The organism is Arthrobacter sp. zg-Y820, assembly GCF_030142155.1.
In the GTDB taxonomy this organism is placed as follows: domain Bacteria; phylum Actinomycetota; class Actinomycetes; order Actinomycetales; family Micrococcaceae; genus Arthrobacter_B.
Genome location: NZ_CP126247.1, coordinates 1,361,047 through 1,386,315, shown reverse-complemented (window position 1 = coordinate 1,386,315; position 25,269 = coordinate 1,361,047). Strand labels below are relative to the sequence as shown.

Below are 25,269 nucleotides of genomic sequence, written 5' to 3'. Positions count from 1 at the left end.
GTACCTATTCCTCAGTAATCCCGTGGACATCCGGCAGGAGCCTCCGGCCGGAGATTTTCTTACGCGCGGGCAGCTGTCGGCCGCGCAGCGTAGAAGGTCAGTCGGAACTTGCCGATCCGGACCTCATTGCCCGTTCGCAGCAGCAGCGTGTCCACGCGGTCGTTGTTAACGTACGTGCCGTTCAGACTCATGGAGTCCACCACACGGAAGCCGTCGGCGGTCCGCCGGAACTCCACATGCTTGCGGGACACCGTCACATCATCCAGGAACACATCCGCATTCGGATGGCGCCCGGCAGTGGTCACATCCTGGTCCAGAAGGAACCGTGCACCGCTGTTGGGCCCGGAGTGGGCGATCAACAGCGCCGACCCGGCGGGCAGCGCCGCCACGGCAGCCCGCTCATCTGAACTGAGCTTGGGCTCCATCGACGTTGCGTCGCTCTGAGGCGGCAGGCTGATCGATGTGGTGTCCTCCGCGCCCAACTCACGCCGCTGTTCGGCCTGTCCGGCGTTGTAGTCCTCGCGCGCCATTCTGTTACATCCTCCCCAAAAGATGCGGCCAACCACTCGTGATTTTGGCTGGCCGCACAGTTCCTGCTGACAAATCTTGCCGTACCGGCTGTCCTAGCCTACCTGTTGGAGGGCAATCCCGGCACTGAGGGTTTTACGCCGTTTCCCGGCCGGGCCGCGGAGAACAGGTAGGCGGCCGAAGGAGCTACGGGAAAATACTTTAAAATCAGGGTTGGCTGCCGTGGCTGGGGCTTTCGCTGCTGCGGACCAGGGGCGTGGCGTCAGCAGCGGAACCGCCACGCCGGTCGAGCCGACGGCCCGAGCCTTACCCGGACACGGTGCCGGAAAAGAGTATGGCCGGCACCGAAGGCAGCATGCCCTGGCTTATCTCCATGCGCTGCAGGTCTCCGCGCAGGTTGGCTGCCTCCAGCAGTGCGGCAGTGTCCCGGTTCCAGCGACAGCCGCGGTCCAGTCTCGCCGCCAGCGGCGAGACTGCTGACTGCAGGGCGCGCTTCAGGGTTCCGGGCGGGGCCGCGACATGCTCGGCAAAGACCGCCCGGCCGCCGGGCCGGAGAATGCGGCGAACTTCGGCAAGCACCGCCGCGGGGTCACGCACCGAACAGAGGACGGCGGTGCCCAGCACGGCATCCACGCTCGCCGAACCCAGCGGAATGGCTTCGGCGAACGAGGAAAGTGCCGGAGTACGGTAGCCGCGAGCTTCCGCTCTGGCATCAAGCTCGGCTCGGGAGGCCTCATCCGGCTCAAGCCCGATCCAGTCCACGTCCGCGGCCAGGCTGTCGAAATTGGCACCCGTGCCGGCGCCGATCTCCAGCACCCGGCCGTGCAGGGTGCCCACCAGACGGGCGCTGAGCTGCTCAAATTCCTGATAGCGAATCGTGGTCACAGGGGTGACCGTACCTCCTCCCCCGCGGCGGGACCAGCGGGCCGCCCCACCCGGCAGATGCGGGCGCAGGCACCACCGCCGGCTCCGGGCCGGCTCCGGCTGCGCAATCCCCGCGAGATGGCACTAAAGGCTCTTCTCAGCGCTCAGAGAAGCACTTACTTGCCATCTCGCGGGGAATGGTGCGCGATCAGGCCGCGGGAGACCGGTAATGCTTGTTTGCTGCCTCCACGACGGGGCGGCGGGGGTGCGCCGACCGGAGCTCGGCATCTTCGCCGAAGCCGTCCGGGTACCAGCTCGGTCCGTCGGTGATGTGCTCCAGGGCTCCGCGTGCAACCCTCTCGGGATCGGAGGAACGCACGCCGGGGGCATCAAATTCGAATCCGTGCCGCTCCATGGCGGGCGTGCGGGTGAGGCCCAGGCAGAGCTCCAGAACGTCAACGTTGTACGGGCGCATCTCCATCCACAGTGCCTCGGCGAAGTTGTGCACAAACGCCTTGGCCGCTGAGTAGAAGCCCATTCCAGCGGTGCCGGCAAAGCCGCTGAGTGAGCCGGTGAGCATGATGCCGCCCCGACGCCGTTCCTGCATCGGCAGGCCGAAGCGCCGGACGAGCGCGAGGGTCACGGTGATGTTCAGGTCGATAACCATCTGGGCGCGGTCTGCTTCGGACGTCACGATCTCGCCGCCGTAAGTGTTGGCACCCGCGTTGGACACCAGCAGGCCGACCTCACGGTCGCCGAGCTGCTCAGCGATTGACTCCACGGCTCCGGGCGCGAGCAGGTCCTGCTCGATGGCGAGCACTTCGACGTCGTAAGCGGCGCGGACCGACTCCGCCACCTCCGCGAGGGGACCGGGCTTGCGCGCAACAAGCGCCACGTTGAGGCCGCGCTCGGCCAGCTGGTGCGCCAGTGCGGCGCCGACTCCCTCAGAGCCCCCGGCAATCAGTGCCCAGGGTCCGTACTTCTCGAATCCGCTCATCCCACGTTCCTTTCGTGCCGGTCAAGCGCTTGTTTGCATCTTGAGCCACTAGTGATATTAGATACGCTAAAGGGCATTCGAAGGGGAAACACTCATGAGTCCACTGACCGAGATCGCCGCACTGCGGGATCGTATCCAGCATCTTGAAGACCACAGGGAGATCCTCGGGGTGCTTGCCGCCTACGGCCCCGCCGTCGACTCCGGCAGCGCGGACGAGGTGGCCGGGCTGTGGACGCAGGACGGCAGCTACACCTACAGCCTCGGCGACGGCGACGCGACACTCACCGGCGCCGACGATTTCCGCAGGATGGTCCACGGACCCTCCCACCAGGCGATTATTACGGGCGGGTCGAGCCATTTCATGGGCATCCCGGACATCCGGATCGAGGCTGACACCGCCGTCGCCACCGGATACTCCATGCTCGTGCGGCACCGCGACGGCGCGGAGCCCGGATACTACGTGGACCGCCTCTCCGCGAACCGCTGGGAGCTGGCGCGAACCGAAGCCGGCTGGAAGGTCACCACGCGCACCAACTCGCTGCTGGACGGCCGGACCGCCTCCCGCGAAATGCTCGCCAACGCAGGGAGCGCAGCCCAGTGACCACCGAATACGACTCTGCAGAGACCGAGTTGAGCGCCGCGGCCGACCCGCTGTTCCGCGAACTCACCGTCCGCTCCCTTCACCTGCGCAACCGGATCGTCATGTCTCCGATGACCCGCACGTATTCTCCCGGCGGCGTGCCGGGCGAGGACGTGGCTCGGTATTACCGCCGCCGCGCCGAGGGCGGCACCGGACTGATCATCACCGAGGGTGTCGCCATCGACCATTCAGCGTCGGTCGACCACGCATCGGTGCCCAACATGTTCGCTTCCAGCGCGCTGGACGGCTGGCGCTCCGTGGTGGACGGCGTGCACGAGGCAGGCGGACGCATCATCCCGCAGCTTTGGCACGTCGGCCCGCTGTGGGGTGCGATGGGCGGAAGCGCGGGAGTCACCCCGATGCGGCCCTCCGGCCTCTGGGGCACCCCCGGAATCACCAACTACTCCGCCGAGTACGTGCGCGCCTCGGAACCGGTCACCCGTGCCATGACCACTGCCGACATTGAGAGCGTCATCGCCGCGTTCCGCGTCGCCGCACGCAGCGCCGTCGACGCCGGGTTTGACGGGATCGCGCTGCACGGCGGTCACGGCTATCTCCTGGACGCGTTCCTGTGGGCCGATACGAACCGCCGCGATGACGAGTGGGGCGGCGACCCCGAACGCCGCGCCGCTTTCCCCGCCGCAGTGGTCCGCGCCATCCGCGAAGAGATCGGCGAGGAGCTGCCCATCTTCTTCCGTTTTTCGCAGCACAAGCAGCAGGACTTCGGCGCACGCCTGGCCGACACCCCGGAAGAGCTCGGCGCGCTGCTGCGTCCGCTCGTGGCAGCCGGTGTCGACGTCCTCGATGCCAGCGCACGCCGCTTCCAGGCCCCGGCCTTCGAGGGAAGCGACCTGAGCCTGGCCGGCTGGGCCAAGCAGCTCACCGGCGCGCGCACGATGGCAGTGGGCAGCGTCGGCATCGGGTCGGCGCTCAAGGACCGGCGCAGCAGCGGAAACCCCATTCTGGACAACCGCGCGGAGCTCACGCAGCGTCTGGGCGCCGATGAGTTCGACCTCATCGCGATCGGGCGGCTGCACCTGGCCGACGCCGACATCGTGCAGACCCTGCGCGACGGGCGGCCGCTGCCCCAGTACGACTATGCGAAACACGAATCGTCACTGCTGTAGCGCCGGCCGCAAGCGGTTCGCAGTCAGGTGCTCCTGGCCCGCGGCCCGGGCACCCGAACCGGCGTCGGAACCGGCGTCGGAACCGGCGTTGAGCCTGGAGCCGGGGTCAACGATTTGAGGGGCCGGAAGACCAGCTGGAAGCCGTCTTCGAGTTCAAGCCGGCGGACGGAGACGCCGTAGACCGGTTCCAGGTGCTCCGGCGCCAGGACCTCATCCGGCGTGCCCGCGGCTGCCACCCGGCCCGCTTCCAGCAGCAGGATCCGGTCGCAGTAACGTGCCGCAAGGTTCAGATCATGCAGGACAACGATGACGGTCCGCTCCTCCCGCACGGCCAGGGACCGGACCAGGTCGAGCACCTCGTGCTGGTAACGCACATCCAGGTGGTTGGTCGGTTCATCCAGCAGAAGATGCGTCGTCTCCTGGGCCAGGGCACGGGCGATGAGCACCCGCTGGCGCTCACCGCCCGACAGGCTGTCGAACGCCTCACCGGCCAGCTGGAGCGCACCCACCTGGGTCAGAGCCGAGGCCGCTATCTGCTCGTCGGCGGGGCCCCTGCGACCGAACCCGGAGCGGTGCGGGGTCCGGCCGAGCAGCACCATGTCCGACACCAGCAGGGGCAGGTCAGCCGAAACCTCCTGCACGACGACGGCGACCCGCCGGGCGATTTCGCGCGCCGACAGCGACGTAAGTTCCTCCCCGTCAATCAGCACCGTTCCGTTATTGCCCGCGAGCGAGGAGTACAGGGTGCGCAGCAGCGTGGTCTTGCCGGACCCGTTGGGCCCGACGAGACCAAGGACCTGCCCGTGCGGAGCGTCAAAATCGACAGCCTCCAGCACTGCGCGGTCGCCGAATGCGAAGCCCACCCCGCTGGCGGAAATCACCGCTGAAACCGCTCCACAATGCGGGCAAGGCCGTCAATCACCAACGGACTCGACGGCTCGGTGAAATTGAAGGGCTGCACGAGGATCTGGTCCTCTCGGACGGCGCCGATCGCGCCGGCTCCGTTCAGTCCGGTGACCGACTCCTTCACCTTCACCGGATCCCCGTCGGAATAGAGCAGAACCAGGACGTCCGGATTGCGGCCGACCAGTTCCTCGGCGGTCACTTCGAAGACGCGTTCCTCGACGTCGGCAAAGACGTCGGTGAATCCGGCCGCCTCGAGCTGCGGGTGGGCCATGGACGACGTTCCATAGGCGTACGGAACGCCCCCGCCGATCGTCGGATACAGGACGGCCGCGGTGCGTTTCTCGTTCGGATCGACGTCCGCCAGCACCTCGGACAGCTGCGTTTCCAGGCGCGTCACGGCGGCCTCGGCTTCCTCCGGGACGTCGAAGATGCTGCCGTAGGTGCGCATCTGCTCAAAGATGCCGTCAAAGGACGGGTCTGCCGGCGGCACGGGGCACAGTCCGGGTTCCTCCATCAGCGGGATGCCGGCAGCCGCCAGGGAGTCCCGGCTGACGTTCGCTGCCTCCCCCAGGACGATCTGCGGCCGCTGTGCCAGGACGGCTTCCTTGGAAATCTGCAGATGTCCGGAGGCATCCAATTCGTCGCTGAGCATCGGGATCTGCTCCAGCTCAGCCCATGTCTTGTCGTCGTAGTAGCCGCGGGGGTAGGCGCCGGCGCGCGCAGTGATGACGTCGTCGAGCACTCCAAGCTCGTGCAGGTACGGCACCGCGGCGGACCTCAGCAGCACTCCCCGTTCCGGCCGCTGCTCGAAGACGACTTCCGTGCCGCAGTTCTCGACAGTGACCGGGTAATTTCCGCCGGCAGCGGCGGCAGGCACGTTTCCCTCTTGGTCCTCCGCGGCGCAGCCGGACAGGCCGATCGTCACTACGACCGCCGTGACGAGGGTACCGGCGCGGGTGCTGAGGGAACGGGACATGGTGCCTCTTCTGGTGCTGGTGGGTTGCTGGGTCATGCAGCGGGACGCATTCGGCGAACGAGCCAGAGCAGGAACGGAGCCCCAAGCATTGCGGTCACGATGCCGACGGGCAGCTCGCGCGGTTGCAGCAGCATGCGCGAGAGCAGATCGGCCCAAAGGAGGAAGACCGAGCCCAGCAGGGCGGCGGCCGGTATGGACCAGGCATGAGCGGCCCCCACAAGGCGGCGGGCCAGATGGGGAATGACGAGGCCGACGAATCCGATGCTGCCGGCAGCTGCCACGATGAAGCCCGTACACAGGGATACGAGGACGAGCAGCTGGGTTCGGAACCGTGTCGGCCGCACGCCCAGAGCCAACGCTGTTTCGTCGCCGATGGCCAGGGCATCCAGCCGGCGCGCCCACAGGACCAGGATTGCAGTCGTGAACGCAACGACGGCCCCCAGGGCGGCCAGCGGTGTCCCCCACTGTGACAGGGCGAGGGAACCGAGCAGCCAAAACATTACCGAGCGGGCGCCCTCGGCCGAGCCGGAGGTAAAGATCAGGAAGCTGGTGAGGGCGGACAGTGCGTATCCGGCCGCGACTCCGGCCAGCAGCAGGCGGACCGAAGTAATCCGGCCGGCGGCGCGCGCCACAACAAAGACCAGCAGTGACGCTGCGAGCGCACCGATGAAGGCGCTGCCGGCCAGGGCATGCTGCCCCAGACCGGCTCCGAAACCGAACAGGATGGTTGCCGCGGCGCCGGCGGAAGCACCTGAATTGATGCCGAGCAGATAGGGGTCGGCGAGCATGTTGCGGACCATGGCCTGCAGGGCCGCGCCGCAGACGGCCAGCCCGGCGCCCACTGCCACGCCCATGAGCACGCGGGGCAGGCGCACATCCCAGACGATGACATCGGCAACGGAGCCTGCCCCGGGCGCACCCGCACCGGTCAGGTGGCTCCACACCACCCGCAGCACGTCGCGCGGTTCAATCCATACCGGGCCGATCGCCACGCCGAGGACCATGCTGACCAGGAGCGCGGCGGCCAGGGCCGCGATGAGCACCGTGTTGTTCCGCCGGCGTTTCCCCCGCCGCAGTGGATCGGGGCCAAGCAACGGTGCCGTGCGGATAACTTTGGACACACTCACCCCTCATGACGACCACCTTGACCTCCGAGCCTACGCAACTACGCCGTGGATCCGCCTGCGCCGCGACATATCGTGATGCACCCCACACGCGACCGGCGGTCGACGGGATTCAGCTGCCCGTGCGGAGGCAACTGATGTGCGAACCGCCGTCCGGATCTCTCAGCGGTCCCCCGGGGCATCAAGCGGATGGTTGCTGACCGTGTTCCGGTTCCGCCCTGGCCAGCTGGATGTGCACGGCGTTCTCGCCGGCCGTCATCCCGGTGGGCTCGTAGTACGGGATGCTGCCGTCCGGGCCGGCAATGTCGTCCAGCAGCCGTTCACCGCTGCCGAGCAGGGTCGGAATGACGGCGAGGTGGATCCTGTCGATAAGCCCTGCCCGCAGGTACTGGCGGATCGTGCTGATTCCCCCGCCAATCCATACGTCCTTGCCCTCTGCTGCGGCCAGCGCCCGCTGCCGGGCCTCCTCAATTCCGCCGGTGACAAAGTGGAACGTGGTGCCGCCGTCCATTTCCACTGGCTCCCGCGGGTGGTTCGTCAGCACGAACACGGGGTGGTGGTAGGGAGGGTCCTCTCCCCACCACCCGTTCCAGGTCTCCTCACCGGCCCACGGCCCGCGCACCGGTCCGAACATGTTCCTGCCCATAATGGAGGCGCCGATGTCAGTGAACTGAGCGCGGACAAAGCCATCGTCAATGCCTTCGCCGCGGCCGTCCATTCCGAAACGGTCAGCGAACGTGCGCGTGGCGAATATCCAGTCGTGGAGCGGTTCCGCCCCGACGCCAAGGGGATTGGCCAGGCTCTGGTCCGGGCCGGCACCGTACCCGTCGAGTGACATCGAAAATCCGTCGATCCGCAGCATTTGGTTCATGATGCTTCCTTTCCGGGGCGCGGCAGTCCCAGCGTTTCCTGCTTCAGGAGTGCACCCGGTAGAGAATCGGGTGCGGCATTACACCGGCCGCGCTGAAGGTCGCCAGCACGAAGTACCGAAAGGAGCGTTTGAACATCAGCACAGGCAGCACCTGCCGCAGGGTGTCCCAGCGGCAGTGATTGATGATGGGGAACGGAGAGTGGCTTGCCTCGTCGGGAAGGATGACCGTCGAGTTGTCCAGGCCGGTCTCCTGTTCGAACCAGCCAGCCGTGTACTGCCAGGCGTCGAGCGTCGCGTGCGCACTGGGACCGGTAAAGAAGTTGAAGAGGAACACGCCCCCGGACCGGGGATCGACCGGGCCCATCCTGCGGACGTTGGAACCGGCGATGACCAGCCGGACCGAGTTCGAAGCCGCGGGGTTCTCCGCGGTGATGCCGTCGGCGATCTCCCGGGCGCGGGCCGGCGAGTCGGTTTCCACCAGGAGGACGACGTCGTACGCCGCAGCGGCGCCCTGCCCCTCCCGCGGTTGGCCCGGCGGACGCACGAGCCCCGCGAACACCGTCGCTGAACGGACCTCAGGCGCTCCCCGCAGAGTCTCGGCCCGGCCGGACAGCCTCGCCAGCGCCCGCTTGCGTTCCGCACCCCGCCTCGGCAGGGGAATTTTCCAGGCCCCGGTGGAGACCGCCAGAATCACGAACCCGGCGGAGGATGGCTCAATCAGCGATACCTTGCGGGCGACGCCCCTCAGCGGTTTTCCGGATGCTCCCACGTCACCGTTCATGGTGCCCTCCCACCGCGCGCACCGGGAATGCCGGCCGCGCTCCGTTCCATTGCTTGGACCGGGACAGTACGGCACGCAGGATCCGGAGTCGAGCGTACGGGCGCCGGGTGGGCGGCGGAAGAACTTCTTTGCCGGCACGACGGCGTTCCGCGGGGTGCCTCCCCCCGGGCTCAGCCGCCCTGTTTGACGCTGAGAACCAGGAGGCGGTCGTCCCCGGCCCCCGGGGTGCCGCGGCCGTCGGTGTTGTTGGTGAGAATCCAGAGCCTGCCGTCGGGGGCGGTGACGGCGTCCCGGAGCCGCCCGTACTCGCCGGCCAGGTGTTCGGCTGAGCTGCCGAGGTCATCCAGGGGCACCTCCCGCAGCCGTTCCCCGCGGAGATTCGTGATGAAGATTGCCCCGCCCGCAACCGCTATGCCGCTGGGGCTGGCCTCCCCCGGCTCCCACTGCTGCAACGGGTCGGTGAATCCATCCTCGCCGGCCATCCCTTCGACCTCGGGCCAGCCGTAGTTCCCGCCGGGCCGAATCACGTTCAATTCATCCCAGGTGTTCTGCCCGAACTCACTGGCGTAGAGGGTGCCGGCGCTGTCCCAGGCGATGCCCTGCGGGTTGCGGTGTCCATAACTGTAGACAAGGGACCCGGGGAACGGGTTGTCTTCCGGAGCATCGCCGTCCGGGGTCATTCGCAGAATCTTGCCCGAAAGCGCGTCAAGGTCCTGTGCGCTGCCGCGTCCGCCGGCGTCTCCGGTGGCGGCGTACAGCATGCCGTCGGGCCCGAACGCTATCCGGCCGCCGTTGTGGATGGGGCCGGACGGAATGCCCTCCAAAACGGTCTCGGCGGGGCCCAGGGCCAGCGAGCCGGATCCGCCGGTCAGCTCGCGGCGCTCAATGCGGTTCTCGCCGCCCGCGGTGAAGTAGGCGTAGAGAAACCCGTCCCGCACGGTTATGCCAAGGAGCCCGCCTTCTCCCCGCCCGGCGGCATCATCGATCACCGCCACCTCGCGGGCGGCTCCCGCATGGTCGAGTTCCAGGATCCGGCCGGAGTCGCGTTCGCTGAGCAGCGGAACTCCCTCATGGAAGGCGATCGACCAGGGTGCGTCGAGGCCGGCAGCGAGGACCTCGGGTTCGCCGAGTTCCGCGGCACCGAGGGACGACCCCGGCGAAGCGGACGCGGAGGTCCGCTCCCCGGGGCCGTCAGGTTCGGCGGTGCAGCCGGGCAGCGCCGTGAAGGCGAGGGCCGCGGCCGCCAAGCCCGCCATCCGGCGTCGCCGTTTCCTTCTGGGGCCCATGTGCCGGACCTCCGTCTCCTAGGCCGCTGATGCTCCCGGTTTGGTTGCCTGCAGAGCTGCGTGGGCGCCTGCCCGCCGGCCGCTGAAGAAGCAATCGGCCAGCGAAAGACCGCTGATGTAGCTGTTCGAGCACACGCCCACCGCGTTGCGTCCGGCGGCATACAGGCCGTGAATCGGTGTCCCGTCCTCCCGTTTTACAAGCCCTGATGCTCCGTCGACAAGAAGGCCGCCGAGCGTCAGGCCCGGGATGGGCAGGAAGGGTGAGGAGTCGTCCGAGATGTTGAAGGCGCGGAAGGGCGGCTTCAGGATCGGCTGGCAGAGCTCCGGGGCCTTGTGCGCGGGGTCGCCCTGGCCGGAGGCTATGCCGGCGTTGTACACATCGACGCTTTTCTGCAGCCCGTCCGGGTCCACGCCGATCTTCGCCGCGAGCGCGCTGACGGTCCTGGCCGTTTTGTGCCCGAGCGCAAACAGGTAGATCACCTGCAGCTTCTGGAAGATCTGGGTCTGCGACCAGAACTGGCGCCGCGCTTTGTCCCAGCTCACGGCGTCGTACACCGCCCAGCCCTTGCCGCCGAAGTTCCGCATCATCACATCCCCGTGCGTTGCGCCGTACAGGTCCTCGTTCTGGATCCGCTGTCCGTCCAGGCCCACGGTGATGCCCTCGATAAAGGCACTGGGCGGTGACAGGAACCGCCACGCGGTGACGTTGCCCATCCGTGCCACGTCTCCCCCGGCGGTCACACCGAGGGTGATGCCGGCGCCGTCGTCGGCGGGCGTGCCCAGCGGCGAGATTTTCGTGAACTGCGGAGCATACTTCGCCACCCACTCCTTGTTGTAAATGAACCCTCCGGCGGCCAGGATGACGGCCGGGGCCCGCACCTCCCGCGCCTCCGCCCCGCCGTCCCACAGCCGCTCTATTTTTGTCACCGTCTTCTTGACCAGGTCGGGGGCAAAGTTGCCGATCTTCCCGGAGCGCTTGGTCAGCTTGCGATGCTCCGCAGCGTTCGGATGGGACTCGTCCAGCACGCGGTACTTCAAGCCGACGACGGCGCCGTCCTCGATGATCAGATCGGTCACCTGGGCCAGCGGAATGAAAGTGACCCCCTTGCGCACCGCTGACTCGGCAAGTTTTGTCCACAGCACTTTGCCGGAGGCCAGTCCCTTCGCGACCGTTCGGTGGCCGCGCGGTGCCGGCCGGGCGGACTCGTTGTACGGGTAGGCCTTTTCGTTGCCGGAGTAGTACAGGTAGTGCCGGTCGGTGGGGTAGGACGTTTTGTAGGAAGGAACGCTTCCCGCGAAGGATGCGCCCTGCTTTTCGAGCCAGGTGATCATCCCCGGGCTCTGTTCGCAGAACCGGCGCAGGGTGGACTCGTCGACGGCGTCGCGTGCCTCCTGCCTGAGGTAGGCGTACAGGTTCTCCGGGTCGTCGTCGTAGCCGGCTTCGCGCTGCTGTGCCGTGCCGCCGCCGGCGTACACCACACCGCCGGACAGCGCACTCGCGCCGCCGCCGTAGGCACGGTCCAGAACCAGGACCCGCGCCCCGTTGTCAGCGGCCTCGATCGCCGCCGCTGCGCCGGCACCGCCGAATCCCACCACGACGACGTCGAACCGGTCAGTGTTGCTGCCTGCTGCGTTCACTGCTTCTCCTCATTGAGATGTGCGGTTCAGCGCTCTGGCTGCCACCGGGAACAAGATTGTGACAGAGTATGCCTTAAAGAGCGGCGGAGAGGAACAGGTAGCGTGCATCCGATGGAAGATCCACCGCGGCGGGGCCGGCCCCCGCTGGCCGACACCGCGGATCTGCGCGCCAAGGCGTTCGGAGTCATCCTGCGCCTGGGATACCAGCAGTCCTCCATGAGCCGCATCGCCAACGAGCTGGGAGTCAGCGTGCGGACGCTGCACCGCTATTTCCCGGCGAAGGCGGACATCGTCTGGGGCGGCATCGAGACTTCGCTGGAGGCCCTCGGCCGGGGACTGCGTCACGCCGACCGCCAGCTGCCCCTCATCGAGGCGATCACCGCCGTCGTTGTGGCTGTCTTTGACCAGAACGAGGAGGAAATCCCGGTCGATCGGGCCCGCCTCCGGCTGATCGCCACGACGCCCGAGCTGCGGGCCGCCCGCACGGAGACCTACGAGCTGTGGAGGGAGGAAATTTCCGAATTCATTGGCGCCAGGCTGGGCTCGCCGGCCGGCAGCCTCACGCCCCGGGTGATGGGGGCGGCTGTGCAGACGACGGTCTCCGAGGCCCTGGCCTGGTGGGCGCTGCACGACGCCGCCGACAGTCCCCGTGACGTTGTCGCCCGGGCACTTCGGGGCTTCGACGCCGTGACCGCACTCCCGCCAGGGTCCCGGGAGCGGTGATGATTGAGGTGCATCCGGCCACGGCCGACCGGTTCGAACACGTTTCAGCCATCCTGTCACCGGGAAGTCCGGAATCCGACGCGTGCTGGTGCCTGAGCTACCGGATTCCCAGCGCGGAGTTCCACGCCCTGACCGGTCCGGAACGTCCGGCCCGGCTTCGCCGCTGCGCGGAGGAGGGCACACCGCCCGGAGTCATTGCCTACGACGACGGTGAGCCGGCGGGCTGGTGCTCGGTCAGCCCTCGCGCCAGCCACCACAGGCTGACGCGCTCACGGACCATTCCGACCGTGGACGAGATCCCGGTGTGGAGTGTGGTGTGCTTCGTTGTCCGGCCCCCGTTCCGCCGCCGGGGCATCTCACGTCATCTGCTCGACGGCGCCATCGAGTACGCCCGGTCCCGCGGCGCTCCGGCACTGGAGGGCTATCCCATCGACCCCGGCGGCAGCCGGATCAGCGCCGCCCTCGCCTACACGGGCACGACCGGACTGTTTGAAGCGGCAGGTTTCGAGCGCGTGCTGGAGACGACGTCGAAATCCGGCGGCAGGACGCGCTGGCTGATGCGGCTGATGCTGAGCTGATTCGCCCGGACCAGTCGCGGGCGTGGGGGCCACCAATTCCACGGGCGGATGGTTCGGGCCTCGCGGCCTCGCCTCGATCGTCTTCGCGCTCCTGGCAATTCAGGAGCTCGGCGGGTCGGAGGTGGTCGGCACCGCAATTTCAGCCGTCACCTTCACCGTGCTGCTCAGCGTGCTCGCGCACGGCATCTCGGCGGGTCCCATCGGAGAACGCTACGCCGCCCGCCACGGGGACAGTGAACCGGCAGACGAGGATCCCCGTCCTCGATCGCGGCGCCGGATCGACTAAGCGGCAGCCCACTGGATCCCTTGTGCTGCAAAGAGCCACGGGTCATCGGGGAAGGGGCAGCTCCCGGAGTTGCCGGCGGGAGGTAATACCGACCTTGCGGAAGATGCTGCGCAGATGGGCGTCAATCGTGCGGGGGCTGAGAAAGAGCTCTGTAGCCACTTCGCGGGAGGTTGCGCCGGTGGCCACCAGACGCGCGATGTGCACCTCCTGGGCAGTGAGCGCATCGGCCGGCTGAGCGGTCCGCTTGCGCGGGTGCTCGCCGGTGGCGCGCAGTTCGCGGGCCGCGCGGGCGGCGAACGCCTCCGCGCCCATGTCCAACAGCAGCCCGTGCGCGGTGCGGAGCTGTTCGCGGGCGTCCTGCCGACGACCCTCACGGCGAAGCCACTCGCCGTAGACGAGGTGGGTGCGGGCCAGATGGGAGGCCATCCGGCAGCGGGCGAGCTGCTCGATCGCCTCGCGGTACTGCTCTTCGGCGGCCGGCCCGGTGCTGCTCAGTGCTTGTGAACGCGCCGCCAGACCGAGCCCCCACGGGGTGCCGCTGGCGAGGGCCCGGGAGGTGAGCTGCTCCAGCGCTTCGGCCGCACTCTCCGGCCGGCCGGAACGGCAGGCCGCTTCAATAAATTCAGAATGGGCGAGGTTGTTGAACCTCCACGCTTCGGATTCGAAGGCCCGTTTCGCCGCGGCATAAGCCGCAGGGTAATCACCCAAACCGTTGTGCAGCACGGCCATGGCGTACTGCGCCAAGGATCCCTCGGTGTCGTGCGCAGGTCCGGCCTTCCGGACAATGGCCGCGTGGACCTCGGCGGTCTCGGTTGGACGGCCGCGCCAGGCAGAGAGGGCGAGCTGCGCGTGGAGCAAAGGCACAGCCCCGGTCGCTGTCGCGAATGCGTTCTGCTCGGCAGCCCGGGCGAGCTCACCGGAGAGCACCAGCATGATGGACTGGCCGAGAAGCGCGGCCGGGAGTGTGGCCAGGGCGCCGACTTCCCGGGTCAATCTGACATTACGGATTGCCAGCGAGTGAAGTGACTCGTCGTCGAACACCGACATCGCAGTTCGGCTGGCGAGCCACCCCCATCGGCAGCCGTTGGTGCCGTCCACCGCGTCAGCATCCGGCTCGTGAACGAAGGCCTCCAACGCCCTCCGCCGTCCCGGCACGCCGGCCGTATAACCCTGCGTGAACGTCGCCACCAGCCCATCAAGCAGCAGATCCACCGGCCTCTGCGGCCATGTCGGGGCTGGCGCCGTCCGGGCGGCCTCGGTAACCTCCGGGATGGTACGGCCGCGGCTGAAGTTGCCGGTGACAATCGCCGCTTCGAGCGCGTGCAGGTAGGTCTCGCGGGACAGCGCCGGATCCAGCGGGGCGAGGCTCCGGGCGGCGTCCAGCAACAGTCCAGGCCCGTCGCCGTCCCTCACGAGATGAAACGCGATCCGGGCGCGCAGCAGTTCAAGGCGTGCCTGCTGTAAGGCATCGAGCGGACCGGCCCCGGCGACCCTCAGCAGTTCCAAGGCAGCCTCGGACGCACCAGCCTCCTGCTTGGCATGCGCAGCCTCCAGCGCCCGGCCCGCACGGACGGCAGGATCAGGGGTCAGCTTGGCCGCCTGCTCCATGAACGCCGCTGAAGCGGCCAGCCCGCCGCGGGCCCGCGCCCGGCCGGCCGAGCGCACCAGCTCAGCGGCGGCATCCTCATCCATGCCCAGCACCGCCTGCGCGCGGTGCCAGGCGCGCCGCTCAGGGTCTGCGTCCGAATCCGTGGCGGCAGCCAGCGCGCCGTGCGCACGGCGACGCTCCAGCGGGGTGGCCGCCCGATAAATCGCCGAACGCACCAGGGGATGACGAAACCGCACCTGGGTATCGATCGCCAGAAGTCCGGCGGCTTCCGCGAACCCGGCCGCTTCGAGGTCGATCCCCAAGTGCGCGGCCGCACGGCGCAGCAGCGCCACCTCGCCGGTCGGATCGACCGCGGCGACCAGCAGTAACGCTTGCGTCGGCGCTGGCAGGCTCTCTGAGCGGCGCCGAAAGGTGTCCTCGATCCGGTGCGTGGTGCCCGGCAGCTCGGGCAGCTCGAACCCGCCGGCCAGCCATGCCGCCGGCGCGCTTCGGGCCAACTCCATTAGCGCCAGAGGGTTGCCACAGGCCTCGGCGATGACACGGTCGCGCACCCCGCTGTCCAGTGGTGCGTGGACGGCCGCGACCAGCAATGCCCGCGCGTCGGTCTCGTCGAGCCGGCCCAGGCAGACGACAGGTATACCGTCGAACATGCCCATGTCGCGGTCGGTGGGGTCCCGCAGCGCGAACACCAGCGCCATCCGCTCGGCCGCCACCCGCCGCGCCACGAACGTGAGGACCTGGGCGGAGGCCTCGTCCAGCCACTGGGCATCGTCGACCAGGCACAGCAGGGGCCCTTCCTCGGCGACCTCGGCCAACAGATTGAGGCTGGCCAGCCCTATCAGGAACCGGTCCGGAACCGTACCGCTTTGCTGCCCGAACGCCACGCCCAGAGCGGTCCGCTGCGGCTCGGGCAGGGCACCAACGTGGTCCAGGAGAGGTGCACACAACTGATGCAGGCCGGCAAAAGCGAACTGCGTCTCGGACTCCACCCCGACCGAGGACACCACCCGGAACCCCGAGCTCTCCGCCGCGCCGCTGACGTGCTCCAGCAGCACCGTTTTACCGATACCCGCTTCCCCGCGCACCACGATTGCCCCGCTTAGCCCGGCCCGTGCCCGGGAGAGGAGGTTATCGACTGCTGCGCGCTCGGCGCGCCGACCCAGGAACTCCACCAGTGCCGCTCCCTTCACAGCATGCCGCACAGCTTGTCGGCACCTATTAGGCCATTCCCACCCGCATTAGGCAATTCCCACCCACGCAAACGAAGTCGATCAGACCCAAGCCGGTAGGCAGAAGCCGGCGGAAACGCAGCGACTTCCACCGACGCGAAGGCACCTCCGCCGGTGGGAATCTGAAGACACGGTTTCTGTTGGGGCAGGTTCAAAATCGCACTAATCCACCACCCGCACCAGAAAGAGGTCCCAAATCATGAACCCTATTCAGGAACTAGTCATCAACTTCCAGGAGCTTGCGGCTCAGGTCCCCGAGATCGTCCGGCCCTTCATCGTGATGCTGGCCGGGGCCGTTCCGTTCATCGAGACCGAGGGGGCCTCCGTGATCGGCCTACTCGGCGGCCTCAACCCTATCGTTGCCGGAATCGCCGCCGCCGTCGGCAATTTCCTGAGCGTGGTCCTTGTGGTGCTCTTCACGTCGCGGGCCCGCACGGCCGTCACGAACCGCAACAGGGGCCGAGTCGAGATGCCTCTGGGCGCTGCGCGCGTCCCGGCCTCCCCGGGTGCCGGCGGTGCCACTGTGCTCGAGGAGACGGCTCCGGCCAAGCCCGAGTCCAAGGGCCGGCAGCGCTTCATGAAGTGGCTCGTCCGCTTCGGCGTCCCCGGCGCGAGCATCCTGGGTCCGCTCGCGATCCCGACCCAGTTCACCTCCGCGATTCTCGTCGCCGGCGGAACCTCCCGAGGCTGGGTACTGCTCTGGCAGGGGGTGGCGATCGTCCTTTGGACGACCGTCGCCACCGTGTCATTCTGGGCGGCCCTTACCTTCGTCGTCGGGGTCTAAACCAGTGGCAGCCCGGACCTCCCCGGGGTCCGGGCTGCCCTCTGAAAGGAACACCATGGCACCGCATAAGACACTGAAGCCAGGAGACGGCCATACGCTGCCGCGCTTTCGCTGGTGGCAGCTGTTCACCCGTTCCCTGCTGCACCTGCACCTCTCCGGCGAAGACGGGGAGCTGCAGACCTGGTCCGTTGATGTTCGGCACGGCGGTGATGAGGATGGGGAGGCATATGTGCGGCTCTACCGCAACGGCATCAATAGAGCCCAATCTTCGCTCCCTGCATCATTCCCGGTGCCGGGCGGAACCATCGAGGTTGAGGTCAGCGGCTTCGGACTCAAACGCAGCCACTACGTAAGGCATGACGGCTCGGAACAGCAGCTGGTACCTGATCCCGCCTCGGCCGAAGGCCGGCGTGCCCGCCTGCAGCAAACCAACCCGGCGCTGAGCCGTGGTGTGGGCGCCGCGTCGGTGATCGTCCTTTTGTTCGCACTCGTGCTGGGCGTGCCCCAGGCCGTCGAACAGATCACGCTGTTCCCACCCATCGCGGAGAACGTGGGCACGTTTTACAGCCCCTTCACCCTTCCGGCTACAGCGAACATCGGGCTTGTCCTGGCAACGCTCGCAGCGAGCACGGAGCGGGCACTCCGTCTGCGATATAACCGCATCCTTGACGGCGGCTTTTTCGGAGGCGATGACTAGGTTGCTTTACGGCACTTTAAACGACAAAAGCCCGGCAGAACTTTCGTTCCGCCGGGCTATTTGTCGGGTTGACAGGATTTGAACCTGCGACCCCCTGACCCCCAGTCAGGTGCGCTACCAAGCTGCGCCACAACCCGCTGCTCGACCGGTTTGTTTCCGGCCGAACCAACTCGAATACTCTACATCATTGCTGCCGCTTTCCCGAATCGGGAACGCCCCGGAGGCCACACCGGCCTCCGGGGCACCACGGGGACTAGCGGCTCATCTTGCCGCGCTTTTCACGGACACGCATGTTGACCTCGATGGGAGTGCCTTCGAAGCCGAACGTCTCACGCAGGCGGCGGGTGATGAACCGGCGGTAGCCCGGGTCCAGGAAGCCGGTGGTGAAGAGCACGAACTTCGGCGGGCGGGAGGACGCCTGGGTGCCGAAGAGGATGCGGGGCTGCTTGCCGCCGCGCACCGGGTGCGGATGGGCCGCGACGAGCTCGCCCAGGAAGGCGTTGAGCTTGCCGGTGGGGATGCGCTTGTCCCAGCTCTCCAGAGCGGTGTCCAGGGCGGGAACGAGCTTGTCCTTGTGCCAGCCGGTCATGGCCGAGATGTTCACGTGCGGGGCCCACTCAACGTGGGCCAGGTCGCGCTCGATCTCGATCTGCAGGTAGCGGCGGCGTTCGTCGTCGAGCAGGTCCCACTTGTTGAAGGCCAGCACCAGGGCGCGGCCGGACTCGATGGCGAGCTGCAGGATGCGGACATCCTGCTCGCTGAGGACTTCGTCCACGGCCAGGAGCACGACGGCGACCTCGGCCTTTTCCAGGGCGGACTGGGTACGCAGCGAGGCGTAGAAATCGGCGCCCTGGGCCATGTGCTGGCGGCGGCGGATACCGGCGGTATCCACGAAGCGCCAGGTGCGGCCGCCGAGCTCGATGAGCTCATCAACCGGGTCGCGGGTGGTGCCGGCGGTGTCGTCAACGACCACGCGCTCGGTACCGGCCAGCTTGTTCAGCAGCGAGGACTTGCCCACGTTCGGGCGGCCGATCAGGGCAATGCGGCGCGGGCCGCCGGTCTTGTCCAGTCCGCCGTAGGCGGAGTACTCGGGCAGCACGTCCATCATGGCGTCGAGCATGTCGGCGGTGCCGCGGCCGTGCAGGGCCGAAACGGGGTACGGCTCGCCGAAGCCGAGGCCCCAGAGCTGTGAGGCGTCGGCCTCGTTCTGGATGTCATCGACCTTGTTGGCGACGACGACAACGGGCTTGCCCTTGCCGCGGAGCATCCGCACCACGGCTTCGTCGGTGGCGGTGATGCCGACCGTGGCGTCAACCACGAGCAGCACGGCGTCAGCGACGTCGACGGCAACTTCGGCCTGGCCGGCCACGCGGGCATGGATGCCGCGGGCGTCGTGCTCCCAGCCGCCGGTGTCGACAAGCGTGAAGTTCACGCCGTTCCAGGTGGCCGGGTAGGCCACGCGGTCACGGGTAACACCGGGGGTGTCCTCGACGACGGCTTCGCGGCGGCCCAGGATGCGGTTCACCAGGGTGGACTTGCCGACGTTCGGCCGTCCCACGATCGCGACGACGGGATCCTGGCGCAGCGGCGCGTCTTCGTCGTATTCGTCGAAGCCGCCGGCCAGCAGGGCAGCGTCGTCTTCGTCGAGTTCGTAGTCGTCCAGACCGGAGCGCAGCGTTGAGGCGCGCAGCTCGGCTTCGGCGTCGTCCATGTTGGCCAGGCGTTCGTTAACCTGGTCCTCTCCGGCCGGAATGTACTCTTCCTGGCCCGTCTCGTCGCCGGCGGTGCCGGAATATGAGGAGTTAGTCATTTTTGCTTTCTTTCCGTTGAGGTCTGCAGCACTGCAAGCAGGCCGTCGCCGGACAGTTCAGCCCGGTAAGTGTTTTGAGGGGTTCCGCGGGTGCTAACACCGCAGTTCCACCTGTCCATTGAAACACGTACGGCACCGGCAGGGCATTTGGCCCTTCCGGTGCACGTCCGCGAGGTTATCCCCCGTGTATCCCCCGTGGGGGCTTAGTGTGTGCTGGCGTACACCACGTCCAGCACGGCCTGGACGGTTTCTTCAAAGTCCAGGTCGGAGGAATCGATGGTGACCACGCCGTCGGCCGCCTGCTGGAAATTCACCACTGTGGAATCCTTGGCGTCGCGCGTGAGCACCTGTTCCTTCAGCGCCGCGGCGCTCTGCGTGCCGCCCAGCTGTACGCCGCGGCGGCGAAGCCGGGCTTCCTCGGAGGCGGTGAGCAGGATGCGCACTTCGGCGTGGGGCGCGACGACGGTGGTGATGTCCCGGCCCTCGGCCACGATCCGCAGGCCGGAGTCGGCGATCAGCTGCTGCTGGCGGCGGACCAGCTCGGCGCGCGCGCCCAGCGTGGTCGCGACTGCACTCACCGAGGAGGACACCGACGGCTCGCGGATGGCGTCCGTCACGTCGCGGCCGCTGACGCGGACCCACTCGGCATCCGGGGAGGTGCTGAGGTCAATGTCGGCGTTGCGGGTGGCGGCTTCAACAGCCACGGCATCCGTGAGATCGATGCCGGCCTCCATGCAGTAGAGCGTTACCGCCCGGTACATGGCCCCGGTGTCGAGGTACGCCGCATGAAGCCGGCGCGCGGCTTCCCGGCTGATGCTGGATTTCCCCGATCCCGAGGGACCGTCGATGGCCACCACCAGGGGCTTTCCCAGCCGGAACAGGGCCGGATTACGTTCTGTGCTCACTCCACTACCTTCCACCCGCGGGCGCTTAATTCATGCACCAAGTTGTGCACGCGGCTGGGCAGCACGGATATTTCCGCCCGCCCCACCTGCTGGCCGGAGGAATGCTCCAGCCGAAGATCTTCCAGGTTCACGCCGATCTCGCCGATCTCCGTGAGGAGCCGGGCGATCTGCCCCGGAGTGTCATCCACCAGGACGGTGAAGCTGACGAAAGACTGCGGCGGCGCGCCGTGCTTGCCCGGAATCCGGGCCTGCCCGGTGTTGCCTTCCGAAATCAGCTGGGCCATGTCCAGCCGGGCGCCGTCGGCCACCGGGTCCTCCAGGGTGGAGATGAGCCGGTTCAGGTCATCGCGCACGCCGTAGAGGATTTCCACCAGCCGGGGAGCGTTCCCGGTCAGGATCTGCACCCACAGCTTGGGATCGCTCGCCGCGATCCGCGTGACATCGCGCAGGCCGTTGCCGGCCAGCGCCATCGCCTGCGCGGGTGTCTCCTGCAGCCGGCTGGCCACCAGCGAGGACATGATCTGCGGCAAATGCGAGACGAGGGCCACCGACTGGTCGTGGTCCTCGGCGCTCATGCGCGAAACCACCGCACCGAGATCAATGGCCAGCGCCTCCGCGCACTTGACCGCCTGCGGCGAGCTTTCAACGCTGGCGCAGATGACCCAGGGCATGGAGGTGAACAGCTCGCCGAGCGCGGCAACCGGCCCGGACTTTTCCCGGCCCGCCATGGGATGGGTGCCCACGTAGCGGCTCAGGTCAGCGCCGGAGGCGCGCAGGTCCGCGAGGACCGCGCCCTTGACGCTGGCAATGTCCACGACGACGGCGTCTGGCCAGTCCTTGAGGGACTGCCGAACCAGCGAGGCGGTGACATCCGGGGGCGCGGCAACAACAACGAGTTCAGGCGCGAAGCCCTCCTCCACCGCTTCGAGCAGCCGGCCGGCACCGATGTCCCGGGCCACCGCCGCCGTCGACGGCGAGATGTCCGACAACGCGACGTCGACATCCTGCGCGCGCAGCCCCAGCCCAATGCTGGTGCCGAGCAGGCCGGTGCCGATCACCAGGACGGGACCGGTCAGGTGCGTGGCGGAACCCTGTGCCGCGCCCACTGCCTAGAGGCCTACGGAGGCCAGCAGGTGGCCAACTTCCGTGCGGCCCAGCACGCGGATGCTGCCCTGGCGCTGGTCGTTCACGCGGATCGGCCCCACCTGGGTGCGGACCAGGCGCTCGACCGGGTGGCCGACGGCGTCGAACAGGCGGCGCACGATGCGGTTGCGGCCCGAGTGCAGGACAACCTCAACGAGCAGGTGACCCGGTGTGGAGTCCACCAGTTTGAAGGAGTCAACGTTGGCGAAGCCGTCCTCCAGGTCCAGGCCTTCACGCATCTGGGCGCCGACGCCGTGGGCCATCGGCCCGCGGACCTGCACCAGGTAGGTCTTGGGAACCTCGTAGGACGGGTGCGTGAGGCGGTTGGCCAGCTCGCCGTCGTTGGTCAGCAGCAGCAGGCCCTCGGTGTTGGTGTCCAGGCGTCCCACATGGAACAGGCGCTCGTGCTTGTTGGTGTTCTTCAGGAAGTCGCTGATGCACGGGCGTCCCTCGGGGTCGTCCATGGTGCAGACCACGCCGTTGGGCTTGTTGAAGACGTAGTACTTCAGGTTCTCGTCCAGCTGCAGGCGCATGCCGTCGACGTGGACGGTGACGTTCTGCGGATCCACGCGGACGCCGACCTCGGTGACGACTTCGCCGTCGACCTCTACGCGGCCTTCGCGGATCATGTCTTCGCAGACGCGGCGGGAGGCGACGCCGGCCTGGGCCATGACCTTCTGCAGGCGGATGCCCTCGGGGTCGTGGTGCTCGGAGATGGTGGGCTTGGCCGGGCGGCGGGTGTTGGTCTTCTTGACCGCTCCCAGGTTCTGCCCGAAGCGTTCGTTGCGGAACGCGCGGTCTCCGGCCTTGCGCTGACCGGCCTGGGGCCCGCCGGTGCGGGAGGAACCGCCGCCCTTGGTGCCGTACGGCTTGGCGGACTTGGGCGCGCCGGCCTTGTAGCCCTCGGGCTTGAACTGGCCGGAGCCGGCGGGCTTGGAGGCGCCGGAGCCCTTGCCGTCAAAGGCCTTCGAGGCAGCGGAGCGGAACTTCGCGGGACGGTTTTCCGGAGTTTCTTCGCGGGCACGGTAGCCGTTGGCGCGGAACTCACCGGCGCTCATTTCGGAGTCGCGGGGTCCGCCGGAGCGGCCGCCGGCGCGGGGAGCACCGGTGCGGGAGCCGGCAGGCTTGGAGCCCTTGCCGAAGGACTTGCCGCCGGCTGCTCCCCCGCTGCGCGGGTTGTTGCGGCCTGATCCGGATCCGGAGCGGGGTGCCTGTGTCATCAAAAGTCCTTCGGGTGTAGCGGTTAGTAAGTAGTGTCTTCAAATTCAGCCAGGTTTTCCAGCCCGGGCAGGTGCGGTGCGAGCCGCGGAAGTTCATTGAGGTCGCCCAGTCCGAGCCGTTCCAAGAAGTACGGCGTGGTCCGGTACATCATTGAGCCTGTCTCGGCTTCCACACCGGCTTCGTCGATGAGTCCGCGCTGGACCAGGGTCCGGGCAACGGAGTCAACGTTGACGCCCCGGATGGCTGATACCCGCGCCCTGGATACAGGTTGCCGGTAGGCAATCACTGCCAGGGTTTCCAGGGCTGCCTGAGTCAAACGTGAACTCTGGCTGCCCAGGACGAACTTCGAGACCGCGGGTGCAAACTCGGCGCGGGAGTAGATCCGCCAGCCGCCGGCCACATCCCGCAGTTCAAAACCTCGCTTTGAAGTAAAACCACGTACTGTGCCACCGGGTCCTCCCCCAGTATAACCGTCATACTCACGCCGCAATTCCGTCAGGGTGTCCTGGACGGCGGCGGCGGGGACATCCAGGACGACGGCGAGCTCCGCTGCCGTGACCGGCTCGTCGACCACCATCAGCACCGCTTCGACCGCGGCCCTGAGCTCTTCGGGTGCGGAATGAGGCGCTTCGGCCTCACCTGCTGGGTTCTGCTGCATGCTCCTCCAAGGACTCGGGAATGTCGGCCGGCTCGTGCCCGGGATTCCTTCCGGGTTTCACCGGCCAGGCGCCGGGTGCCGCTGCCCAGGCGATGAGCAGCTCGCCCAGCGGATCGGGCTGGTCGAAGGACACGGCACCGTCCCGGAACAATTCCAGGAGCGCCAGGAAACGGGCCACCGCAACCGAGCTGGCGGCGTCGTCCACCAATGCCGTAAAGGTGAGCGATCCCGCGGCCATCAGCCGATGTGCCACGATGTCTGCCTGTTCCCGCACGCTCACTTTGGGGGCGTGCAGGTGGGCCAGCCCCACGGTGGTGGGCGGCGGTTCCCGCGGAGTGAGCGCCTTGGTTGCCAGGGCAGCGAAGTCCTCCGGGCCGGTGCGCCAGATGAGGTCCGGAAGCATGGCGGCGAAGTGCGGCTCGAGGGCAACCTGCCGGGGGAAGCGCTCGGCTTCATCGACCAGCCGGGCATCCAGGATGGCCGCGATCTGCTTGAATGCCCGGTATTGCAGGAGCCGGGCGAACAGCAGGTCGCGCGCTTCGAGCAAGGCGACATCTTCGGCGTCGTCAATGTCTCCGGCCGGCAATAACCGGGCCGCCTTCAGGTCCAGGAGTGTGGCAGCAATCACCAGGAATTCGCTGGCCTCATCCAGGGCCCAGGACTGACCGTCAGCGTTGAGGTCCCGAATGTAGCCGATGAAATCGTCGGTGACGGCAGCCAGGGCAATTTCGGTGATGTCCAGCTCGTGCTTGGAAATCAGCCCCAGCAGGACATCGAACGGTCCGGTGAAGTTCTGCAGCCGGACCCGGAATCCGCCGCGGACAGCCGGGGCGGATTCCTGGTCGGGTGCTGTGCCGGGTGCTGTGCCGGGTGCTGTGCCGGCCGGGACTGTCGGATCTGCCGGCCCCGCCGGTGATGCTGCGGTGCCGGCCGGGGCGGAACTGGGTTCCACGAGCGTTAGGGGGCGCCGCCGCGGGAGATCAGTTCCTTGGCGAGGCGGCGGTAGGAATCAGCGCCGGGATGGTTGCCCGCGTAGGTGGTGATCGGCTCGGCGGCCACGGTGGCGTCTGCAAACTTGATGGTCCGCTTGATGACTGTTTCGAAGACCTTGTCGCCAAACGCTTCCACCAGGCGGGAGATGACTTCGCGGCTGTGCAGGGTACGCGCGTCGTACATGGTGGCGAGGACACCGTCGATCTGCAGCCCCGGATTCAGCCGATCCTGGACCTTCTCGATGGTTTCCACCAGCAGGGCAACGGCACGCAGGGCGAAGAACTCGCAGATCAGCGGGATGATGACGCCGTGCGCCGCGGTGAGGGCGTTGACCGTCAGCAGGCCCAGGGAGGGCTGGCAGTCGATGAGGATGACGTCGTAGTCGTCGGCGACCTTGCGGAGAGCGCGTTCCAGGACCTGCTCGCGGGCAACCTCGTTGACCAGCTGCACTTCGGCGGCGGAGAGGTCGATGTTGGCGGGAAGCAGGTCGATGTTCTCGATGCCCGTTTGGTGGATCGCCTCGCGGATATCCACCTTGCGGTCCATCAGCACGTTGTAGACCGTGAGGTCCAGTTCGTGCGGATTGGTGCCCAGTCCGGCGGAAAGCGCGCCCTGCGGATCGAAGTCCACAAGGAGAACCTTGCGGCCGGCTTCGGCCAGTGCGGCACCGAGGTTGATGGTGGACGTGGTCTTACCCACGCCGCCCTTCTGGTTGACCATGGCGATGATCCGGGCCGGACCGTGGGAGCTGAGTACCGGAGCTTCGGGGAATTCCGTCAGCGGGCGTCCGGTCGGTCCCATAACGGAATCGACTGCGTCCTGTGTTGCGTCCTGCAGAGTTGTTGAACTCTGATCGCTGCTCACGTAATAATCCACGCTTCCGTCTCTAGCTTTC

At 67.7% G+C, this 25,269-nt stretch carries 25 protein-coding genes and 1 tRNA gene; 7 read left to right on the top strand and 19 right to left on the bottom strand.

Features of this window, described 5'->3' with window-relative positions:
• Positions 1-59 precede the first annotated feature (59 nt).
• From QNO08_RS06175 to QNO08_RS06165, 3 genes are all read right to left on the bottom strand, one after another.
• Complete coding sequence (locus QNO08_RS06175) at positions 60-530, bottom strand: FHA domain-containing protein (RefSeq protein ID WP_229967029.1); 471 nt, start codon at positions 528-530, stop codon at positions 60-62.
• A 304-nt stretch (positions 531-834) separates the two neighbouring features.
• Positions 835-1,413: a class I SAM-dependent methyltransferase gene (locus QNO08_RS06170; protein WP_229967031.1), complete on the bottom strand. Its 579-nt coding sequence runs from the start codon at positions 1,411-1,413 to the stop codon at positions 835-837.
• Positions 1,414-1,600: 187 nt separating this feature from the next.
• The gene (locus tag QNO08_RS06165) at positions 1,601-2,389 is read right to left on the bottom strand and encodes an SDR family NAD(P)-dependent oxidoreductase (protein WP_229967033.1); all 789 of its coding nucleotides are present in this window, start codon (positions 2,387-2,389) and stop codon (positions 1,601-1,603) included.
• A 94-nt stretch (positions 2,390-2,483) separates the two neighbouring features.
• Here QNO08_RS06165 and QNO08_RS06160 point away from each other — a divergent pair, with 94 nt between their 5' ends.
• On the top strand, positions 2,484-2,990 hold the full coding sequence (locus QNO08_RS06160) for a nuclear transport factor 2 family protein (RefSeq protein WP_229967035.1): 507 nt from the start codon (positions 2,484-2,486) through the stop codon (positions 2,988-2,990).
• The gene (locus QNO08_RS06155; RefSeq protein WP_229967037.1) at positions 2,987-4,156 is read left to right on the top strand and encodes an oxidoreductase; all 1,170 of its coding nucleotides are present in this window, start codon (positions 2,987-2,989) and stop codon (positions 4,154-4,156) included. The genes QNO08_RS06160 and QNO08_RS06155 overlap by 4 nt, the downstream gene beginning before the upstream one ends.
• Before the next feature lie 23 nt (positions 4,157-4,179).
• Here the strand turns inward: QNO08_RS06155 and QNO08_RS06150 are convergent, their stop codons facing one another.
• The 7 genes from QNO08_RS06150 to QNO08_RS06120 all read right to left on the bottom strand — a co-directional run bounded on the left by QNO08_RS06150 (position 4,180) and on the right by QNO08_RS06120 (position 11,738).
• Entirely contained in the window at positions 4,180-5,037 is an 858-nt protein-coding gene (locus QNO08_RS06150; protein ID WP_229967038.1) for an ABC transporter ATP-binding protein, read from the bottom strand.
• The gene (locus QNO08_RS06145; RefSeq protein WP_229967040.1) at positions 5,034-6,038 is read right to left on the bottom strand and encodes an ABC transporter substrate-binding protein; all 1,005 of its coding nucleotides are present in this window, start codon (positions 6,036-6,038) and stop codon (positions 5,034-5,036) included. The genes QNO08_RS06150 and QNO08_RS06145 overlap by 4 nt, the downstream gene beginning before the upstream one ends.
• Before the next feature lie 32 nt (positions 6,039-6,070).
• A complete protein-coding gene (locus tag QNO08_RS06140) occupies positions 6,071-7,159 on the bottom strand; it encodes a FecCD family ABC transporter permease (RefSeq protein WP_229967042.1) in 1,089 nt (362 codons plus the stop codon).
• Positions 7,160-7,343: 184 nt separating this feature from the next.
• Positions 7,344-8,033 carry a dihydrofolate reductase family protein gene (locus QNO08_RS06135; protein ID WP_229967044.1) on the bottom strand — a complete coding sequence of 230 codons (690 nt, stop codon included), beginning with the start codon at positions 8,031-8,033 and terminating at the stop codon, positions 7,344-7,346.
• Positions 8,034-8,076: 43 nt separating this feature from the next.
• Complete coding sequence (locus QNO08_RS06130; protein ID WP_229967046.1) at positions 8,077-8,814, bottom strand: hypothetical protein; 738 nt, start codon at positions 8,812-8,814, stop codon at positions 8,077-8,079.
• A gap of 170 nt (positions 8,815-8,984) precedes the next feature.
• Complete coding sequence (locus QNO08_RS06125; protein WP_284155650.1) at positions 8,985-10,100, bottom strand: PQQ-dependent sugar dehydrogenase; 1,116 nt, start codon at positions 10,098-10,100, stop codon at positions 8,985-8,987.
• Between the two features lie 18 nt (positions 10,101-10,118).
• Positions 10,119-11,738: an FAD-binding protein gene (locus tag QNO08_RS06120; RefSeq protein ID WP_229967050.1), complete on the bottom strand. Its 1,620-nt coding sequence runs from the start codon at positions 11,736-11,738 to the stop codon at positions 10,119-10,121.
• Between the two features lie 111 nt (positions 11,739-11,849).
• Between QNO08_RS06120 and QNO08_RS06115 the strand changes: the two genes are divergently transcribed.
• From QNO08_RS06115 to QNO08_RS06105, 3 genes are read left to right on the top strand one after another with little or no spacing between them, the layout of a single operon-like run.
• The gene (locus QNO08_RS06115; protein ID WP_229967052.1) at positions 11,850-12,461 is read left to right on the top strand and encodes an acyl-CoA-like ligand-binding transcription factor; all 612 of its coding nucleotides are present in this window, start codon (positions 11,850-11,852) and stop codon (positions 12,459-12,461) included.
• A complete protein-coding gene (locus QNO08_RS06110) occupies positions 12,461-13,039 on the top strand; it encodes a GNAT family N-acetyltransferase (protein ID WP_231712906.1) in 579 nt (192 codons plus the stop codon). The genes QNO08_RS06115 and QNO08_RS06110 overlap by 1 nt, the downstream gene beginning before the upstream one ends.
• 22 nt (positions 13,040-13,061) lie before the next feature.
• Positions 13,062-13,325: a hypothetical protein gene (locus tag QNO08_RS06105; RefSeq protein WP_229967056.1), complete on the top strand. Its 264-nt coding sequence runs from the start codon at positions 13,062-13,064 to the stop codon at positions 13,323-13,325.
• A gap of 42 nt (positions 13,326-13,367) precedes the next feature.
• Here the strand turns inward: QNO08_RS06105 and QNO08_RS06100 are convergent, their stop codons facing one another.
• Positions 13,368-16,124, bottom strand: a complete 2,757-nt coding sequence (locus QNO08_RS06100; RefSeq protein WP_284155649.1) for an ATP-binding protein — start codon at positions 16,122-16,124, stop codon at positions 13,368-13,370.
• Between the two features lie 238 nt (positions 16,125-16,362).
• On the opposite strand from QNO08_RS06100, the gene QNO08_RS06095 reads away from it, so the two are divergent.
• Both QNO08_RS06095 and QNO08_RS06090 read left to right on the top strand, forming a co-directional pair.
• Positions 16,363-16,947: a small multidrug efflux protein gene (locus tag QNO08_RS06095; RefSeq protein ID WP_229967062.1), complete on the top strand. Its 585-nt coding sequence runs from the start codon at positions 16,363-16,365 to the stop codon at positions 16,945-16,947.
• 55 nt (positions 16,948-17,002) lie between these two features.
• Positions 17,003-17,644 carry a hypothetical protein gene (locus tag QNO08_RS06090; RefSeq protein WP_229967063.1) on the top strand — a complete coding sequence of 214 codons (642 nt, stop codon included), beginning with the start codon at positions 17,003-17,005 and terminating at the stop codon, positions 17,642-17,644.
• Between the two features lie 63 nt (positions 17,645-17,707).
• Here the strand turns inward: QNO08_RS06090 and QNO08_RS06085 are convergent.
• The 8 genes from QNO08_RS06085 to QNO08_RS06050 all read right to left on the bottom strand — a co-directional run bounded on the left by QNO08_RS06085 (position 17,708) and on the right by QNO08_RS06050 (position 25,238).
• Positions 17,708-17,781: transfer RNA gene (locus tag QNO08_RS06085), tRNA-Pro, on the bottom strand.
• Between the two features lie 116 nt (positions 17,782-17,897).
• The gene (gene der / locus QNO08_RS06080; RefSeq protein WP_229967065.1) at positions 17,898-19,454 is read right to left on the bottom strand and encodes a ribosome biogenesis GTPase Der; all 1,557 of its coding nucleotides are present in this window, start codon (positions 19,452-19,454) and stop codon (positions 17,898-17,900) included.
• 203 nt (positions 19,455-19,657) lie between these two features.
• The gene (cmk, locus tag QNO08_RS06075; RefSeq protein ID WP_229967075.1) at positions 19,658-20,359 is read right to left on the bottom strand and encodes a (d)CMP kinase; all 702 of its coding nucleotides are present in this window, start codon (positions 20,357-20,359) and stop codon (positions 19,658-19,660) included.
• Positions 20,356-21,465: a prephenate dehydrogenase gene (locus tag QNO08_RS06070; protein ID WP_229967077.1), complete on the bottom strand. Its 1,110-nt coding sequence runs from the start codon at positions 21,463-21,465 to the stop codon at positions 20,356-20,358. The genes cmk and QNO08_RS06070 overlap by 4 nt, the downstream gene beginning before the upstream one ends.
• A 3-nt stretch (positions 21,466-21,468) precedes the next feature.
• Positions 21,469-22,722, bottom strand: coding sequence for a pseudouridine synthase (locus tag QNO08_RS06065; protein ID WP_229967079.1), 1,254 nt, complete (start codon positions 22,720-22,722; stop codon positions 21,469-21,471).
• 23 nt (positions 22,723-22,745) lie between these two features.
• Entirely contained in the window at positions 22,746-23,381 is a 636-nt protein-coding gene (gene scpB, locus QNO08_RS06060) for an SMC-Scp complex subunit ScpB (protein WP_229967081.1), read from the bottom strand.
• Positions 23,359-24,333, bottom strand: coding sequence for a segregation and condensation protein A (locus tag QNO08_RS06055; RefSeq protein WP_442860532.1), 975 nt, complete (start codon positions 24,331-24,333; stop codon positions 23,359-23,361). The genes scpB and QNO08_RS06055 overlap by 23 nt, the downstream gene beginning before the upstream one ends.
• A gap of 5 nt (positions 24,334-24,338) precedes the next feature.
• The gene (locus QNO08_RS06050; RefSeq protein ID WP_229967083.1) at positions 24,339-25,238 is read right to left on the bottom strand and encodes a ParA family protein; all 900 of its coding nucleotides are present in this window, start codon (positions 25,236-25,238) and stop codon (positions 24,339-24,341) included.
• Between the last annotated feature and the right edge of the window lie 31 nt (positions 25,239-25,269).